Here is a 16,887-nt window from a genome sequence, read left to right as displayed (position 1 = left end):
TGCCACCCCATAATCCGGTTGCCTGCGTGGTGGCGAAGAGCCCTTCCCGGCCCAAATCACCAATGCGGCAGGCGCCGAAAATCGGCATACCGGCATGTTCGCTGATGGTTTTGATGCAGCAGGCTTGTCCGAACCTGAACGAATGCCCGGTCTCGGCGGCACAACATAAAACTTGACAATTCCAGACCATATTTTAATCGGTCGACGATCAGCCGGAACGGAAAGATGCGGATTGCCGATGCTCGGGCCGACACGCGGATGGATGAACAAGCGACGGATGCCGTCTTGCCTGCGCGCGCCCGTCCGCTTGACCCGCGCTTCGACGGCGGGCTGACCATGCACGGCGCCCTCAACGACACTTTCCTCTCACAGCGCATGTCGCTGATCTTTAGCGTCATGCGGATCGTCCGTGACCGCCAGGCGGCCGAGGATCTGGCGCAGGAAACCTACTTGAGGGCCCGAAAGGCGATCGAGGCCGGACCGATCGAACATATCGAGGCCTTCCTCCACCAGACCGCCCGCAACTTGGCGATCGACCACCACCGCAGACAGGTGCTCGCCGGCAATGTCATCCGCCCCGACTGGTCGCCGGACGAGGTCGCCAATGTGGCCGCCGACCTGCCGTCGCCTGAGGACAGCCTGATCCACCGCCAACGGCTCTCTCTGCTTTATGAGGCGCTATCCCGGTTGCCGGCACGCGCCCGGAGGGTCTGGGTGCTGAGCCGCATCGAAAAATGGCCGTATCCGAAGATCGCCGACCATCTCGGCGTCTCGCCGAACACGGTCTACAACGACCTGAAGATGGCGATAGGACATTGCCACGACGCTCTCGCGAAGATCGATCGGTTGTGAAACGAAGGCCGGAGGAGGGGACCATGCAGCATAGCGAAGCCACTTTTGTGAGATCCGCCGACCGGGATCGTCATCATGACATGGCAAGCGCGTCACAGATCTGTCCCTGGGTTATGTAAGTGGAAAACGACAAGGCCCAGCGCCTCGACCCGACGACCGGCTATGTTCATTCCGATCCGGTGACGGATTCGGCTCTTGACTGGCTGTTGAAGCTGGACGCCCATCCGGCGGACGCGACGATCCGTGCCGGTTTCGACGCCTGGTGTCGCCAGGATCCGCGCCATGCCGCGGCCTTCGCTGACCTGAAGCGCACTTGGACGCTTCCGGAGCTCGACCTTGCGACCCGCCGGCTTGCGGATTCTGCCCCTCCGGTTGCGACGGCTCGCGCTTTGTCTCCCACGCAGCGAAAGCGTCCGGTGACGCGCTGGATGGGCGCGATCGCCGCCACCCTCCTTCTCGCGTTGGCTCTCCAGCAATACTCTCGCCTCGCCCTCGACTGGGAGGCCGATTACCGCACCGAAACCGGCGCCACCCGCGAAATCACCCTGCCCGACGGCTCCCGCGTGACGCTCAACACGGATTCGGCGGTCGCGCTCGATTTCGAAAACGGCCGCCGCGCCGTCACCCTGCTGCAGGGCGAAGCCTTTTTCGACGTCGTCCCCGATACCATCCGCCCCTTCACGGTCGCCGGTCATTATTCAGAAGTGACCGTCATGGGCACCGGCTTCTCCGTCCGCACCGGCGAGAACGAGGATCTGGTTGTGCTTGACCATGGCAAGGTTGAGGTCGCCCGCCTGCCCGAACGCACCGATACGGCTGTCCTCGACCCCGGCGAAGCCGTGAAGGCGACGGCGACCTCCCTCTCCTCCGTCCGCCCGGTTGACACCGTGGCCTCGCTCGCCTGGCTCGAAGGCCGCATCGTCTTCGACGGGCAAACGCTCTCTTCCGTGCTCGACGATCTCCGCCGCTACTACCCCGCCCCGGTGATCGTCGCCGACGATACGGTCGGGCAAACCCTCGTCAGCGGCAACTACCGCCTCTCCGATCCGGAGGGCACGATCCGCTCGCTGGCGACCGCCGCCGGCGCCACGTTCACCCGGCTTCCAGGCGGAATTATAATCCTTCGCTAAATCATCAACTTTTTTTGTGAGATCCGTCTCCGCCATTCGTCAACTGTTGAAAGCGGCTGCCCGAGCGGCATCCGCATGTGGTGTCGAGTGTGCGAAGGGGGTTCCCGATGGGGCGTGAAAGTGGTGTGGTTCGAGACAGCAGAGCGCGGCGCGAACGCCAGGGCAGACAGGGCGGCAGGCTTCTGACGCGGCTCATCGCCAGCACGGTCCTGACAGGTGCGCTCACCCTGCCGGCGATGCCCGTTTTTGCCCAGCAGGCGGTGAGCTTCTCGATTCCCGCCCAGCCGCTCTCCTCGGCGATTGCCGCCTTCATCCGCGCCTCCGGCTGGGAGGTCGGCTATTCCTCGCCGATCGTCGCCGGCAAGACCTCGAACGCCGTTACCGGCGCGATGCCGCCGGCTGAGGCCCTCCAGACCCTGCTTGCCGGCACCGGCATCACGGTTCAGGTCACCGGCGCCACCAAGGCAGCCCTCGTCGATCCGACCGCTACCGCTTCGGCGCCCGCCGCCGATGGCTCGACCGTTCTCGAAACCATCACGGTAGAAGGCGCCGGCGGCAACGCCATGATCGGCCCCGGCACCGGCATCGTCGCCACCGGCTCACAGTCCGGCAGCAAGACTGGCACGCCGCTCGTAGACGTGCCCGCCTCCGTTTCCGTCGTCACCCAGGCCGAGATGACGACGCGCGGCGCCGCCAAGCTCGACGAAGTCCTGAACTACACCGCCGGTGTGTCGACCGACATCTACGGCTCCGACGACCGCTACGACTTCTATCTCATGCGCGGCTTCTACCAGGGCGGCACCGGCAACTACCGCGACGGCCTGCCGCTGCGCATCAACAGCTTTACCGGCAGCCGCATGGAGCCCTACGCCATGCAGCGGGTCGAGGTGCTGAAGGGCTCGACCTCGACATTGTTCGGCATGAACAACCCGGGCGGCCTTGTCAATTCCATCACCAAGCGGCCGCAGGAGGAGAAGTTTGGCGAGGTCTACACCACCGTCGGCGAGGACCACATCGAAACCGGCACCGATTTCGGCGGCCCGATCGACGACGACGGTGTCTGGACCTACCGCCTGACCGGCAAGTGGCAGGACGGCAGCAACGGCGTCGACTTCAGCGAGGACGACCGCGTCTTCATCGCCCCGGCGCTGACCTGGAGCCCTGATGACGCCACTTCGCTCACCATCATGGGCGACTACAACAAGCGCGACAGCAACACTTCGCACGGCGTGCCTTTCGGCTCCGACATCGATTCCGAGACCTATCTCGGCGAACCCGATTTCGACAGCTTCGACACCGTCGAGAAGAACATCGGCTATGCCTTCGAGCACGATTTCGGCAACGGCCTGCAGGTCCGGCAGAACGCCCGCTACACCGATCTCGACCTCACCTATGAATCCGTTTACGGCGGCACCACCAACCCGGCCGACAACCGTAACGCTCTCGCCGTCTACGGCGAATCCCAGCGTTTCGCGATCGACAACCAGCTACAATACGATGCGAGCTTCGACCGCTTCGACAGCCGCACCCTGTTCGGCATCGACTACACCTGGGAAGACGCCACCGAAAGCCGCGCTGACGGCACTGCCACCGGCATCGATGCATCCGACCCGGTCTATTGCGGCCGCGCCTGCGTCACCCTTCCTGCGCCGACGGTCACCGACAGCACCATGAAGACCACCGGCATCTACGCGCAGGAAGAGCTGACCCTCGATAACCGCTGGATCCTGACGCTTGGCGGCCGCTACGATTTCGTCGAGCAGACCAGCGAAAGCGGCGGCTTCACCATGGAAAGCACCGACGAGGCCTTCACCGGCCGTGTCGGCGTGACCTTCAAGGCGACCGATCAGCTCTCCGTCTACGCCAGCTATTCGGAATCCTTCCAGCCGGTCGCACCGATCTACGCGACCTACCTGACGAATCCCGAGCCGCAGGAAGGCACCCAGTACGAGATCGGCGCCAAGTATCAGCCGGAAGGATTTGACGCGATCTTCTCGGTTGCCTACTTCGACCTGACACAGACCAATGTCGCCCAGTGGACCGGCCCGCTTCCGACACAGGTCGGCGAGGTCAACGTTCGCGGTCTCGAGCTGGAAGGGAAGGCGGCGCTGACCGACCAGGTCAACCTGACGCTCGCCTATTCCTACTGGAACGCCGAGATCACCGACGACAGCACTGCCACCAATATCGGCAACCGTCCCCAGCTCGTGCCCGAACACATCGCCTCCGCCTGGGTCGATTACACCATTCCGGGCAACGGCACCTTCGGCGATCTCACCCTCGGCCTCGGCGCCCGCTATGTCGGCAGCACCTATGCCGACAATGCCAACACGATCGATCTCTCGTCTCGCACTCTCGTCGACGCCTCGATCAGCTACAAGGTCACCGACAATGCGACGCTCGCCGTCAACGCGACGAACATTTTCGACAAGGAATACATCTCCCATGTCGATACGTTCAGCAACACGGCCTACTACGGCGACCGCCGCGCGGTGAAGGCCACGCTCCGCTACACCTGGTAAACAGGGTTCGAAAACATCAGAAACGCTCCCCGAAACACTCGGGGGGCGTTTCCGCTTTCAGGCGACACGGATCAAAGCACCGGGGAAGATGATGACGAACCTCGAAACCTTCACCCTCACCGGCATCGCGATCCCGACCGATACCGCCCACATACTGAACGAGATCGCCGAACATTTCGTCGAGCACTCCGAGGTCGAGCGGGGCGAAACCACCGTCGTGTTGTCGAGCGAGTACGGCCGCGTCGAAACCCGTGCCGTCGACGGCCGGCTGCTGATCGAGATCGCCTGCCCCACCGCCGAACTCCTCGAAGCCATCCGCACGGTCATGGCGGAACATCTCTTCATGTTCGCCGGAGACGAACCGCTGGAACTGACCTGGTCGGACTCCACCCAGAGGCAGGCGCTGCCGGACCTGCACGAAGTCACCGTTGTCTCGGTGATGGATATCACCCCACGCATGCGCCGCGTCGTCTTTGACTGCGCCGATCCCGACCCCTTCCTCGGCGGTGGCTTCCATGTCCGCCTGCTCATTCCGCCGAAGAATCGCACCCCCGTCTGGCCCGCGCCGCGTCCCGATGGCCGCATCGCCTGGCCGGAGGGTGAGGATGCGCTGGCCGTGCGCGTCTACACCATCCGCGCCGTCGATCCGGATCGCCGGCAGCTGACGGTCGACTTCCTGCAACATCACGACGGCGAGCACGACGCCCCCGGCGCCTGCTTTGCCCGCGACGCCCGTCCGGGCGACCGGCTTGCCCTCCTCGGCCCCGGCGGCGGTGGCGTACCTCCCGGGCGGCGCGTGCTGCTCGCTGGCGATGAAACCGCTCTTCCCGCCATCGCCCGCATCGCCGCCGAAGCCGCGCCCGAGACAACCATAACAGCGCTGGTCGAGATCGAGGACGACCGTGAACGTCAGGCTTTGCCATCGACTGCCCACCTCGATGTGCGATGGCTTGTCAGGGATGGCCGCCCCGCCGGTGCAGCAGGTCTGCTTCCCGAGGCAATTGCCAGGGAAATGGCCATAATGGAAGAGGCAGCCTATGTCTGGGTGGGCTGCGGCAAGAACGAAGCCCGGATCGTGCGCAAGAGCCTGAAGGCATGCGGTCACGATCGCCATGCCATGTCCATCGCCGCGTACTGGCAGCCCTGAGGCTGACCCCGGAAAGCGCCCCAAGACGTCACATTTTTTGCGCTGGTAGCGCTGCCAACGCAAAATGATGCTCTCGAATAACTTATGCACGAAAAACTCGCAGGATTCCCCATTGCGCGGGGCCTGCACAATGTCTATGCAATGGCTACGACAGAAACCGACGCCGACGGAACACTCCAGCGCTGACGCAGCAGGGGGTCTCGGACAGGCCAGAGACAACATGACCGATTATCAGAAAGCCCTCGGGCTTTTCCGGCCGGTGACGGCTGCGGCCATCGAAGACGCCGAACTGCGGGCCCGGATATCCGGGCTGCAGGAGGGGATGCTGCGCGACGGCGTCAAGGCCGTCTGGCTCGATGCCTCCTCCTCGCTGACCTACTACACGGGCCTGTCGCTCGGCCTGTCCGAGCGCATCCATGGCGCCATCGTGCCGGCCCAGGGCGAACTCGTTTATGTCAGCCCCGCCTTCGAGGAGCCCAAGCTCCGCACAATGCTGCGTATCCCCGGCAACGTTGCAGTCTGGGAAGAAGACGAGGATGCATTCGCGCTGATCGCCTCCGCGATCGCCCGCCTCGATTGCCCCGGCGCAACTCTGGCGCTCGATCCCGCCACCCCCTTCGTGTTCGCCGCCGCCCTGATGCAGCTCCATGACGGCCCGGCCGTCTCCGCCCAGCGGATGATCGTCGCCCAGCGCCAGATCAAGAGCGCGGCCGAAATCGCCATCATCCAGACGGCCATGGACGCCAGCTACCGTGTCCAAAAGGCCGCTTACGAGGGCCTTCGCCCCGGCATGGCCACTACCGAGGTCGCCGATTTCGTCAATGCCGCCCACATCGCGCTCGGTCTGAAGCCGCTGTTCGTCGCCGTCCAGTTTGGCGAGGCGACCGCCTATCCGCATGGCGTACCGTATCCGCAGACATTGTCGGATGGCGACATGGTGCTTGTCGATCTCGGCGGCATCCTTCACGGCTACCGCTCAGACATCACCCGCACCTACGTTTTCGGCACGCCGACCGAAAGGCAGCGCACGCTCTGGAACCTGGAGCGCGATGCGCAGGCAGCCGCCTTCGCAGCCGCCCGTCCCGGCGCGCCTTGTACGGACGTCGATGCGGCAGCCCGCCGCGTGCTCGTCGAGGCCGGCTTCGGTCCCGGCCATCGCGTCCCTGGCCTGCCCCACCGTACCGGCCACGGCCTCGGACTCGACATTCACGAGGAACCCTATATCGTCGGCGGCAATGCCACGCCGCTGGAGCCCGGAATGTGCTTTTCCGTGGAGCCCATGCTGTGCCTTTACGGAGAATGCGGCGTGAGGCTGGAAGACATCGCCTACATGACGGCGGAAGGACCGAAATGGTTTTGCCCGCCGGAAACGAGCCTCGATCGGCTCTTCGCGCCAGGATCCTCGTGAGGAGCTGGTGGCCGATGACCGTCGAGCTCGTCATGAGCCGTCGGTCGGCGGCTGAAGGGACGAAGAAGGATGAGGTCCGGAAAAGGACCCGACAAAACTCAGTGAAGAGGGAAAGGACAATAACATGAAACTGCTGACCCGCAGCCTGCTCGCGGCCACCGCCATCATGATGGCTTCGGCCATGCCGACCATGGCGAAGACCTTCGTCTACTGCTCCGAGGCATCGCCCGAAGGCTTCGATCCGTCGCCTTACACCGCCGGCGGCACCTTCGACGCTTCCGCGCATCCGATCTACAACCGCCTGACCGAGTTCAAGAAGGGCACGACCGAAGCCGAACCGGGTCTGGCGGAAAGCTGGGACGTTTCGGAAGACGGCACCGAATACACCTTCCACCTGCGCAAGGGCGTAAAGTGGCATTCGAACGAGAAGTTCACCCCGACGCGTGATTTCAACGCCGACGACGTGATCTTCAGCTTCAGCCGCCAGGGCGACACCAGCAACCCGTGGCACGAATACATCGCCGGCATCACCTACGAGTACTACACCTCGATGGACATGCCGAAGCTGATCAAGTCGATCGAGAAGGTTGACGACTACACCGTCAAGTTCGTCCTGAACCAGCCGGAAGCGCCGTTCCTCGCCAACATCGCGATGCCGTTCGCTTCGATCGTCTCCAAGGAATATGCCGATACGCTCGAAGCTGCCGGCACCAAGGAAGACTTCAACAACCTGCCGATCGGTACCGGTCCGTTCAAGTTCGTCGCCTATCAGAAGGACGCGGTCATCCGCTACCAGAAGAACCCCGACTACTGGGGCACCGCGCCGCTCATCGACGACCTGGTCTTCGCAATCACCCCGGACGCAGCCGTTCGCCTGCAGAAGCTGAAGGCCGGCGAATGCCACCTGATGCCGTACCCGGCTCCGGCTGACATCGACGCCATCAAGGCCGATTCCACCCTGAAGCTCGACGAGCAGGCCGGCCTCAACGTCGGTTACCTCGCCTACAACACGACCGTCGCTCCGTTCGACAACGTCAAGGTCCGCAAGGCCCTCAACATGGCGATCAACAAGGAAGCCATCGTCGACGCCGTCTTCCAGGGCCACGCGGAAGCCGCCAAGAACCCGATCCCGCCGACCATGTGGTCGTACAACGAGTCCATCCAGGATGATCCCTACGATCCGGAAGCATCCAAGAAGATGCTCGAGGAAGCAGGCGTCAAGGATCTCTCGATGAAGATCTGGGCTATGCCGGTTCAGCGTCCGTACATGCCGAACGCCCGCCGTACCGCCGAACTGATGCAGGAAGACCTGTCGAAGGTCGGCGTCAAGGCCGAGATCGTCTCCTACGAGTGGGGTGAATACCTCGCCAAGTCGATGGAACCGGGCCGTGACGGCGCCGTCATCCTCGGCTGGACCGGCGACAACGGCGACCCGGACAACTTCCTCTCCGTTCTCCTGAGCTGCGCTTCGGCCGGCGAAGGCGGTGCGAACCGCGCCTTCTGGTGCAACGAGGAATTCTCGGACCTGCTGCAGAAGGCCAAGGTCACGTCCGATCCGGCCGAGCGTACCAAGCTCTACGAAGAAGCCCAGGTCATCTTCAAGGACCAGGCTCCGTGGCTTACCATTGCGCACTCGACCCAGTACGTGCCGATGCGCCAGAACGTCACGGGCTTCGTCATGAGCCCGCTCGGCGACTTCACCTTCGAAACCGTGGACATCACCGAGTAAGTGATCGTCCTCTAGGGGCAACTTGGACACGCGGGGCTTGTGCCCCGCGTGTCTTTTAGGGAAAGAGGCGCATGATCCGTTTCATCCTCTCCAAGCTTTTGTATCTGGTGCCCACCTTCCTGGGGATCACCATCATCGCATTCTCCTTCGTGCGCATCCTGCCCGGCGATCCGGTGCTGCTGATGGCCGGGGAACGCGGCGTCACACCGGAGCGCCACGCGGAACTCTCCGCCCAGCTCGGCTACGACCAGCCTGTGGTGTTGCAATATTTCGATTTCCTCGGGCGGCTGCTCCAGGGCGACCTCGGCAATTCGCTGGTCACCAAGAAGCCTGTCATGACCGAGTTCCTGGCCCTGTTCCCGGCAACGGTCGAGCTTGGCCTCTGCGCCATCATCATCGCCACCCTGATCGGGGTGCCGGTCGGCGTCATCGCCGCCATCAAGCGGGGCAGCTGGTTCGACCAGATCTCGATGACGACAGCCCTTGTCGGCTTCTCGATGCCGATCTTCTGGTGGGGCCTGCTGCTCATCATCCTCTTCTCCGGCATCCTGCAATGGACACCGGTCTCGGGCCGCATCTCGCTGATGTTTTTCTTCCCGCAGGTTACCGGCTTCATGCTGATCGACAGCCTGCTCTCCGGCCAGAAGGGTGCCTTCGCCTCTGCTGTCTCGCACCTCATCCTGCCGTCGATCGTGCTCGCCACCATCCCGCTCGCCGTCATCGCCCGCCAGACCCGTTCGGCCATGCTGGAAGTCATGGGCGAGGATTATGTCCGCACCGCCCGTGCCAAGGGCATGCCGCCAAGCCGCGTCATCGGCGTGCATGCGCTGCGCAACGCCATGATCCCGGTCGTCACCACGATCGGCCTGCAGATCGGCGTTTTGATGGCCGGCGCCATCCTGACGGAAACCATCTTCTCGTGGCCCGGCATCGGCAAGTGGATGATCGATTCCATCGCCCGCCGCGACTATCCGGTCGTGCAGTCCGGCCTGCTTCTGGTCGCCGCGCTGGTCATGATCGTCAACCTTCTGGTCGACCTCACCTATGGCCTCATCAATCCGAGGATCCGCAACAAATGAGCGACGTCACCAATACCCCGGCCGTGAGGCTGACAAACGCCGCGATCCGCCGCCGCATGATCAGCGAGTTCTGGTTCTACTTCCGCCAGAATCGTGGTGCCGTTCTCGGCCTCGCCGTCTTCATCCTTCTGGTGCTGACCGCCGTCTTCGCGCCGCTGATCGCCCCCTATGACCCGACGGTCCAGTATCGCGACGCACTGCTCTTGCCGCCGGTTTGGCAGGATGGCGGCAGTTCTGCCTACCTGCTCGGAACCGACGCCGTCGGTCGCGACATGCTGTCCCGCCTTATCTACGGCGCCCAGTATTCGCTGTTCATCGGCATCGTCGTCGTCTCGATCGCCCTTGTCGGCGGCATTGTCATCGGCCTGATCGCCGGCTTCTTCGGCGGCTGGGTCGATACCGTCATCATGCGCGTGATGGACATCATCCTCGCCTTCCCGTCGCTGCTTCTGGCTCTCGTGCTGGTCGCCGTCCTCGGACCCGGCCTCACCAACGCGATGATCGCGATCGCCATCGTCTACCAGCCGCATTTCGCCCGCCTGACGCGCGCTGCTGTCATGAGCGAGCTGCGCCGCGAATACGTCACCGCCGCCCGCGTTGCCGGTGCTGGCAATGTCAGGCTCATGTTCAAGACCATCCTGCCGAACTGTCTGGCGCCGCTGATCGTCCAGGCGACGCTGTCGTTCTCGTCCGCCGTGCTCGATTCTGCCGCGCTCGGCTTCCTCGGCATGGGCGCCCAGCCGCCGGCCTCCGAGTGGGGCACCATGCTCGCCGAAGCCCGCGAGTTCATCCTCCGCGCCTGGTGGGTCGTAACCTTCCCCGGTCTTGCGATCCTCGTCTCGGTTCTGGCGATCAACCTCATGGGTGACGGCCTGCGCGACGCGCTCGATCCCAAGCTGAAGCGGAGCTGACACCATGAGCCTGCTGAAAATCAGAAACCTCACCGTCAAGTTCGCCACCGCCGCCGGCGCCTTCACCGCCGTCGATGGCATCGACGTCTCGGTCGACAAGCATGAAGTGCTGGCGATCGTCGGCGAGTCTGGCTCGGGCAAATCCGTGTCGATGCTCGCCGTCATGGGCCTCCTGCCCGACACCGCCACGATCACCGCCGACGAGATGACCTTCGAGGGGCGCGATCTGCTCAACATGTCGGCCCCGGAACGGCGCAAGCTGATCGGCCGGGAGATCACCATGATCTTCCAGGAGCCGATCGCCTCGCTCAACCCGTCGTTCACGGTCGGCTTCCAGATCGAGGAGGTGCTGCGCCTCAACCTCGGCATGTCCAAGAGCCAGGCGCGCGCCCGCGCCATCGAGCTCTTCAAGGCCGTCGGCATTCCCGAGCCCGAAACGAAGATCGACGCCTATCCGCACCAGATGTCGGGGGGTCAGTGCCAGCGCGTGATGATCGCCATTGCGATCGCCTCCAAGCCGCGCCTTCTGATCGCCGACGAGCCCACGACGGCTCTGGACGTGACGATCCAGAAGCAGATCCTCGATCTCTTGATGGATCTTCAGGAGGAATACGGCATGGGCCTGATCCTCATCACCCACGACATGGGCGTGGTCGCCGAGACAGCCGACCGCGTCGTCGTGCAATACAAGGGCAAGAAGATGGAGGAAGCCGACGTGCTCGACCTCTTCGAAAACCCGAAGAACCCGTATACGCGGGCCCTCCTGTCGGCCCTCCCCGAGAATGCCACCGGCGACCGTTTGCCAACCGTCTCGGACTTCATGGCCCAGGAGAATGCACAATGACAGCAGTCGTCGAAGGAAAGGCGATCACACGCGATTACCACGTGCCCGGCGGACTGTTCGGCGGCGCCAAGACCGTTCAGGCGCTGAAGGGCGTCGACTTCGCCGTCGAGCGCGGCAAGACGCTCGCGATCGTCGGCGAGTCGGGCTCGGGCAAGTCCACGCTCGCCCGCATCATCGCGCTCATCGACCCGGCCTCGTCAGGCGAGCTGAAGATCGACGGCCAGCCCGTCGATATCGCCCGCAAGCGGCCCGGACCCGACATGCGCTCCAAGGTGCAGATGGTCTTCCAGAACCCCTATGGCAGCTTGAACCCGCGCCAGAAAGTTGGCGACGTCCTGATGGAGCCGCTGGTCATCAACACCAGGATCCCGGCCGCCGAACGGCGCGAGCGGGCCGAAGCCATGCTGGTCAAGGTCGGTCTCGGTCCGGAGCACTTCAACCGCTATCCGCACATGTTCTCCGGCGGCCAGCGCCAGCGCATCGCGATCGCCCGCGCGCTGATGCTCAACCCCTCCCTGCTCGTCCTCGACGAGCCAGTCTCCGCCCTCGACCTCTCGGTCCAGGCCCAGGTCCTCAACCTGCTCGCCGACCTTCAGGAAGAGTTCGAACTCACTTACGTCTTCGTCAGCCACGACCTGTCGGTGGTGCGCTACATCGCCGACGATGTCATGGTGATCTCCAAGGGCGAGGCGGTGGAACAGGGAACCCGCGAGGAACTCTTCGCCGACCCGAAGCACCCCTATACCCGCCAGCTCTTCGCCGCGACGCCGGTCACCGATGTCGAGGCGATCCGCGCCCGCGTCGAACGCCGCAAGGCCGCCCGTGCCGCCATGGCCTGACACAAAAATCCGGTTGCCGGCAACGGCAACCGGCTTCCCGCCGCGATGACACAAGCATTTCAAACGGAATGCGGATCGGGGCATACTGGCCGGAACGATCAACGGACGTTCCGCATGACAGTTCTCCACACTTCCCGCCTAACCCTCACACCTTGCACGCCGTCAGACAGCGATGATTTCATCGCGCTCGAACGGGATGGCGAGGTCATGCGCTTCCTCAATGGCGGTCCCGTCGATCACGCCACCATCGGAGCCGACCCCGGCTTCCTGATGCCGAGAGGCACCGAGCCCTATGTCTGGACCGCCCGCCGCACGATGAACAATGCCTTCGTCGGATGGTTTTGCCTCTGGCCGGAGAGCGATACGCTCGCCGAACTCGGCTATCGCCTGCGCCGCGCCGACTGGGGCCAGGGTCTTGCCTCAGAAGGCGCCTTGGTGCTCGTCGACTACGGCTTCTCGAGCTGCCGCTACGATACGATCACCGCCACAACCATGTCCGTGAACCACGGCTCCCGCCGCGTCATGGAAAAGCTCGGCATGCGCCACGTCAGCACCGAATACCCGCACTGGCCCGTCCTGATTCCCGGCAGCGAAGAGGGTGAGGTCTGGTATGAAGTGAAGCGGGAGGATTGGGAAGCGGCTGAGAGATAGCCGGATCAGAACATCGCGGAGAGATCGCGCCGACCATCGACGACCCTAACGATCACGATCGTATCCACATGCCCATCATCGCTGTCGGGATTGATTTCGTAGAGGACGACGTAAGGCGCCTCTACCAGCATCCGGGCAGAACGAAAAATCTCTGGATGTCGTTCACCAAGGCGCGGATGATCCGCCAGCAGCCCGACCTTCTGGCGAATGCGCTCAAGATAACGCTCCGCGGCAGCCGGCTGCTCTTTGCTGATGTGGATATAAATCGACTTGACGTCGGCGCGAGCCCGAGGCGTCCAGAGAAGCCTAGTCCTCATCGCGGGCAGCCATCGACTCGGCGCGCGCTTCCGCATGCAACGCGTCGAAGTCCACCTCAGTGGCTGGTCCGCTGGCCTTGCCCTCTTCCCACAAGGTTTTCAGCGTGGCGATATCCGCCCGCCGTTGCATCCACTTAAGGGACCAGTCCCGAAGAGCCTCCCGAACAACCTCGCTGCCGCTGGCATAGGCACCGCTCTCCACCGCATCCCGCAGCAGTTCGGCATGCTGCAATGTCATCGAAACACTTACCTTCTCGACGTTGGCCATGTGTAGCTCCCGCAATTGGTAGCAATTTTTACTACCAATTCCCGCCCGCGACAAGGCGATCCGTCCTGTCGATGAAAACCACCACCGTCGCTTCACAAAAGAAATCCGCCACGGAGCCTCCTAAGCCCCGTGGCGGATCACCTTCATATCACGGACGCCCTCTCAACGGGCGCCACGCTTACGCCGCCTGATCGACCGCGGTCTTCACCCGAAACAGCAGCCGGTCCGAACCCGCATCCACGGCGACGGTCGATCCATCCGGGATGTGACCGCCGAGGATCTGCTCGGCGAGCGGGTCCTGGACGAACTTCTGGATCACCCGCTTCAAGGGCCGCGCGCCGTAAACCGGGTCGTAACCCTTGTCGGCCAGCCATTGCCGGGCGTCGCCGTTGAGCTCGAGCACGACCTTGCGGTCGGCCAGAAGCGCCAGCAGACGCTGCATCTGGATATCGACGATCGCGCCCATTTCCGTCCGCTGCAGGCGGTGGAACAGGATGATCTCGTCGACGCGGTTCAGGAACTCCGGCCGGAACGACGCCTTCACCACATCCATCACCTGATCGCGCACCTGGTCGGTATCGGCCCCTTCCGGAAGATTGGTCAGATACTCGGCCCCGAGGTTCGAGGTCATGATGATGATTGTGTTCTTGAAGTCGACCGTGCGGCCCTGGCCGTCCGTCAGGCGACCGTCATCGAGCACCTGCAGGAGCACGTTGAACACATCGGGATGCGCCTTCTCGATCTCGTCGAACAGCACGACCTGGTAGGGCTTGCGGCGGACGGATTCCGTCAGCGCGCCGCCTTCCTCGTAGCCGACATAGCCGGGAGGCGCCCCGATCAGCCGGGCGACCGAATGCTTCTCCATGTATTCCGACATGTCGAGCCGCACCATCGCCGTTTCGTCGTCGAACAGGAAGCGCGCCAGCGACTTCGTCAGCTCCGTCTTGCCGACGCCCGTGGGACCGAGGAAGATGAACGAGCCGATCGGCCGGTTCGGGTCCTGGAGCCCTGCGCGCGACCGGCGCACGGCGCGGGAGACAGCCTGCACGGCGTCACCCTGGCCGACCACCGTCTTTGCCAGTTCGTCTTCCATCCTCAGAAGCTTGTCACGCTCGCCTTCCAGCATCTTGTCAACAGGAATGCCGGTCCAGCGGGAAACGACATGCGCGATACCATCGGGTGTCACCACCTCCTGCACCATGTTGCCGGCGCCGGACGCATCCTGTGCCTCGGCCTCGACCAGCTCCTTCTCGAGCTTCGGGATCACGCCATAAGCCAGCTCTCCGGCCCGCTGGAACTCGCCCTGCCGCTGCGCGATCGCAAGATCGTTGCGCGCCTCGTCGAGCTGCTTCTTGAGGTCGGCGGCAAGGCCGAGCTTCTGCTTTTCCGCCTGCCAGCGCGCCGTCAGCGCATCGGCCTGCTCTTCCAGAGAGGTGAGCTCGCTTTCGAGTCGTGCCAGCCGGTCGGCCGACGCCGCGTCGGTTTCCTTCTTCAGCGCCTCGCGCTCGATCTTCAGCTGGATGATCCGGCGATCGAGTTCATCGAGCTCTTCCGGCTTGGAATCCACCTGCATGCGAAGACGCGAGGCGGCCTCGTCCATCAGGTCGATCGCCTTGTCGGGCAGGAACCGGTCGGTGATGTAGCGGTTCGAAAGCGTCGCGGCCGCGACGATCGCGCTGTCGGCGATCCGCACCTTGTGATGCTGCTCGTATTTTTCCTTCAATCCGCGCAGGATCGAGATCGTGTCCTCGACCGTCGGCTCGTCCACCATGACAGGCTGGAAGCGACGGGCAAGCGCCGCATCCTTCTCCACATGCTTGCGGTATTCGTCGAGCGTGGTGGCGCCAACGCAGTGCAGCTCGCCGCGAGCAAGAGCCGGCTTCAAAAGGTTCGACGCATCCATCGCGCCGTCAGCCTTGCCGGCGCCGACCAGCGTGTGCATCTCGTCGATGAACAGGATCACCTCGCCGTTCTCGGCCTGCACCTCGTTGAGCACGGCCTTCAGCCGCTCCTCGAATTCGCCGCGATACTTGGCACCGGCGATCAGCGCGCCCATGTCGAGCGCCATCAGCTTCTTGTCCTTCAGGCTCTCCGGCACGTCGCCGTTGACGATACGGAGCGCCAGGCCCTCGGCGATCGCCGTCTTGCCGACGCCGGGTTCACCGATCAGCACGGGATTGTTCTTGGTCCGGCGCGACAGCACCTGGATCGTCCGACGGATTTCGTCGTCACGACCGATGACAGGATCGAGCCGACCCTCGCGGGCCTCGGTCGTCAGGTCGCGCGCGTACTTCTTCAGCGCGTCGAAGCCCTGTTCGGCATTGGCGTTGTCGGCAGTGCGGCCCTTGCGCACCTCGTTGATCACCTGGTTGAGCCCCTGCGCGGTCACGCCTGCCTTCTTCAGCGTCGCCGAAGTCGAGGCCGAGCTTTCGATCGCGAGTGCGAGCAGCAGGCGCTCGACGGTCACAAAGCTGTCGCCCGCCTTCTTGGCGGCGTCTTCGGCGGTGGAAAACACCTTGGCCAGCGGCTGCGCCAGATAAACCTGTCCGTTACCGCCGGAAACCTTCGGCAGCTTGGCAAGCGCGGCATCGTTGGCAAGCCGCGCCTCCTTCGGATCGCCGCCGGCGCGCGTGATCAGCGACGACGCCATGCCCTGGTCGTCGTCGAGCAGCACCTTCAGAACGTGCTCGGGCGTAAACTGCTGGTGACCCTCTGAAAGCGCATGGGTCTGCGCCGACTGCAGGAAGCCGCGCACGCGCTCGGAATATTTCTCGATGTTCATAGCCTGTCTCCATTTCCCTCTCGCCCTTCAGCGGCACGAGATGGCGCCTTGAGATGAGGCCCCCTCAAGAGGCGGGCCGGGAAGCGTTTTTCCGCTCCGTTGATGTGGATATGGGAAGCGATTTGAGGGCTTTAAAGACCGCCCCGTTGCAAAAATGTCGCGGCCTTGCCCACCGCTTGACAATCGTCAGGACCAAAGAAAAACCCCGCCGTCCGATCGGACGACGGGGTTCGTCGAAAGTCCGCCTGGCGGATTTTTATTCGTTGTCGGCCGTGACGAGCGCCGGGGCATCGCCGCCGCGCGAACGCTTGGCCGCTGGCTTCTGCCCGCCTTCGGCAGCGGCTTCTGTCGGCGCCGCCGCGGCTTCGGCCCCTGCCTCGCCGCCCTCGGCGCCATCGCCCCGGCGGG

Annotated in this window: 14 protein-coding genes; 11 read left to right on the top strand and 3 right to left on the bottom strand. The window is 63.8% G+C overall.

Annotation, left to right across the window (positions count from 1 at the left end; all coding sequences use genetic code 11):
• The first annotated feature begins 225 nt into the window (after nt 1–225).
• The 11 genes from J5J10_RS19205 (at nt 226) to J5J10_RS19155 (ending at nt 13,112) form a co-directional block, all read left to right on the top strand.
• Nucleotides 226–852, top strand: a complete 627-nt coding sequence (locus tag J5J10_RS19205) for a sigma-70 family RNA polymerase sigma factor (protein WP_349252098.1) — start codon at nt 226–228, stop codon at nt 850–852.
• A gap of 119 nt (nt 853–971) precedes the next feature.
• Nucleotides 972–1,982 carry a FecR domain-containing protein gene (locus J5J10_RS19200; RefSeq protein WP_211931316.1) on the top strand — a complete coding sequence of 337 codons (1,011 nt, stop codon included), beginning with the start codon at nt 972–974 and terminating at the stop codon, nt 1,980–1,982.
• A gap of 107 nt (nt 1,983–2,089) precedes the next feature.
• Nucleotides 2,090–4,504, top strand: a complete 2,415-nt coding sequence (locus tag J5J10_RS19195) for a TonB-dependent siderophore receptor (RefSeq protein ID WP_249116962.1) — start codon at nt 2,090–2,092, stop codon at nt 4,502–4,504.
• A gap of 91 nt (nt 4,505–4,595) precedes the next feature.
• Complete coding sequence (locus J5J10_RS19190) at nt 4,596–5,651, top strand: DUF2218 domain-containing protein (protein ID WP_211931315.1); 1,056 nt, start codon at nt 4,596–4,598, stop codon at nt 5,649–5,651.
• Nucleotides 5,652–5,871: 220 nt separating this feature from the next.
• Complete coding sequence (locus J5J10_RS19185; protein WP_211931314.1) at nt 5,872–7,059, top strand: Xaa-Pro peptidase family protein; 1,188 nt, start codon at nt 5,872–5,874, stop codon at nt 7,057–7,059.
• A gap of 124 nt (nt 7,060–7,183) precedes the next feature.
• The gene (locus J5J10_RS19180) at nt 7,184–8,788 is read left to right on the top strand and encodes an ABC transporter substrate-binding protein (protein WP_208554255.1); all 1,605 of its coding nucleotides are present in this window, start codon (nt 7,184–7,186) and stop codon (nt 8,786–8,788) included.
• Between the two features lie 71 nt (nt 8,789–8,859).
• The gene (locus tag J5J10_RS19175) at nt 8,860–9,867 is read left to right on the top strand and encodes an ABC transporter permease subunit (protein ID WP_208554256.1); all 1,008 of its coding nucleotides are present in this window, start codon (nt 8,860–8,862) and stop codon (nt 9,865–9,867) included.
• Nucleotides 9,864–10,778, top strand: a complete 915-nt coding sequence (locus J5J10_RS19170; protein WP_211931313.1) for an ABC transporter permease subunit — start codon at nt 9,864–9,866, stop codon at nt 10,776–10,778. The genes J5J10_RS19175 and J5J10_RS19170 overlap by 4 nt, the downstream gene beginning before the upstream one ends.
• A gap of 4 nt (nt 10,779–10,782) precedes the next feature.
• Complete coding sequence (locus tag J5J10_RS19165) at nt 10,783–11,622, top strand: ABC transporter ATP-binding protein (RefSeq protein ID WP_208554258.1); 840 nt, start codon at nt 10,783–10,785, stop codon at nt 11,620–11,622.
• A complete protein-coding gene (locus J5J10_RS19160; protein ID WP_208554259.1) occupies nt 11,619–12,461 on the top strand; it encodes an ATP-binding cassette domain-containing protein in 843 nt (280 codons plus the stop codon). Before J5J10_RS19165 ends, J5J10_RS19160 begins: the two co-directional genes overlap by 4 nt.
• A gap of 114 nt (nt 12,462–12,575) precedes the next feature.
• Nucleotides 12,576–13,112 (top strand): GNAT family N-acetyltransferase, encoded by a 537-nt coding sequence (locus tag J5J10_RS19155; protein WP_211931312.1) that lies wholly within the window; start codon nt 12,576–12,578, stop codon nt 13,110–13,112.
• Nucleotides 13,113–13,117: 5 nt separating this feature from the next.
• Here the strand turns inward: J5J10_RS19155 and J5J10_RS19150 are convergent, their stop codons facing one another.
• The 3 genes from J5J10_RS19150 to clpB form a co-directional block, all read right to left on the bottom strand.
• Entirely contained in the window at nt 13,118–13,429 is a 312-nt protein-coding gene (locus J5J10_RS19150) for a type II toxin-antitoxin system RelE/ParE family toxin (protein ID WP_211931311.1), read from the bottom strand.
• Nucleotides 13,419–13,697: a type II toxin-antitoxin system ParD family antitoxin gene (locus tag J5J10_RS19145; RefSeq protein ID WP_208554261.1), complete on the bottom strand. Its 279-nt coding sequence runs from the start codon at nt 13,695–13,697 to the stop codon at nt 13,419–13,421. Before J5J10_RS19145 ends, J5J10_RS19150 begins: the two co-directional genes overlap by 11 nt.
• Nucleotides 13,698–13,875: 178 nt before the next feature.
• Nucleotides 13,876–16,479 (bottom strand): ATP-dependent chaperone ClpB, encoded by a 2,604-nt coding sequence (clpB, locus tag J5J10_RS19140; protein ID WP_211931310.1) that lies wholly within the window; start codon nt 16,477–16,479, stop codon nt 13,876–13,878.
• Nucleotides 16,480–16,887 lie beyond the last annotated feature (408 nt).

Origin of the sequence: Ciceribacter sp. L1K23 (assembly GCF_018122705.1) — a bacterium.
Classification (GTDB): Bacteria; Pseudomonadota; Alphaproteobacteria; order Rhizobiales; family Rhizobiaceae; genus Allorhizobium.
This window is presented reverse-complemented; position numbering and strand designations above follow the sequence as displayed.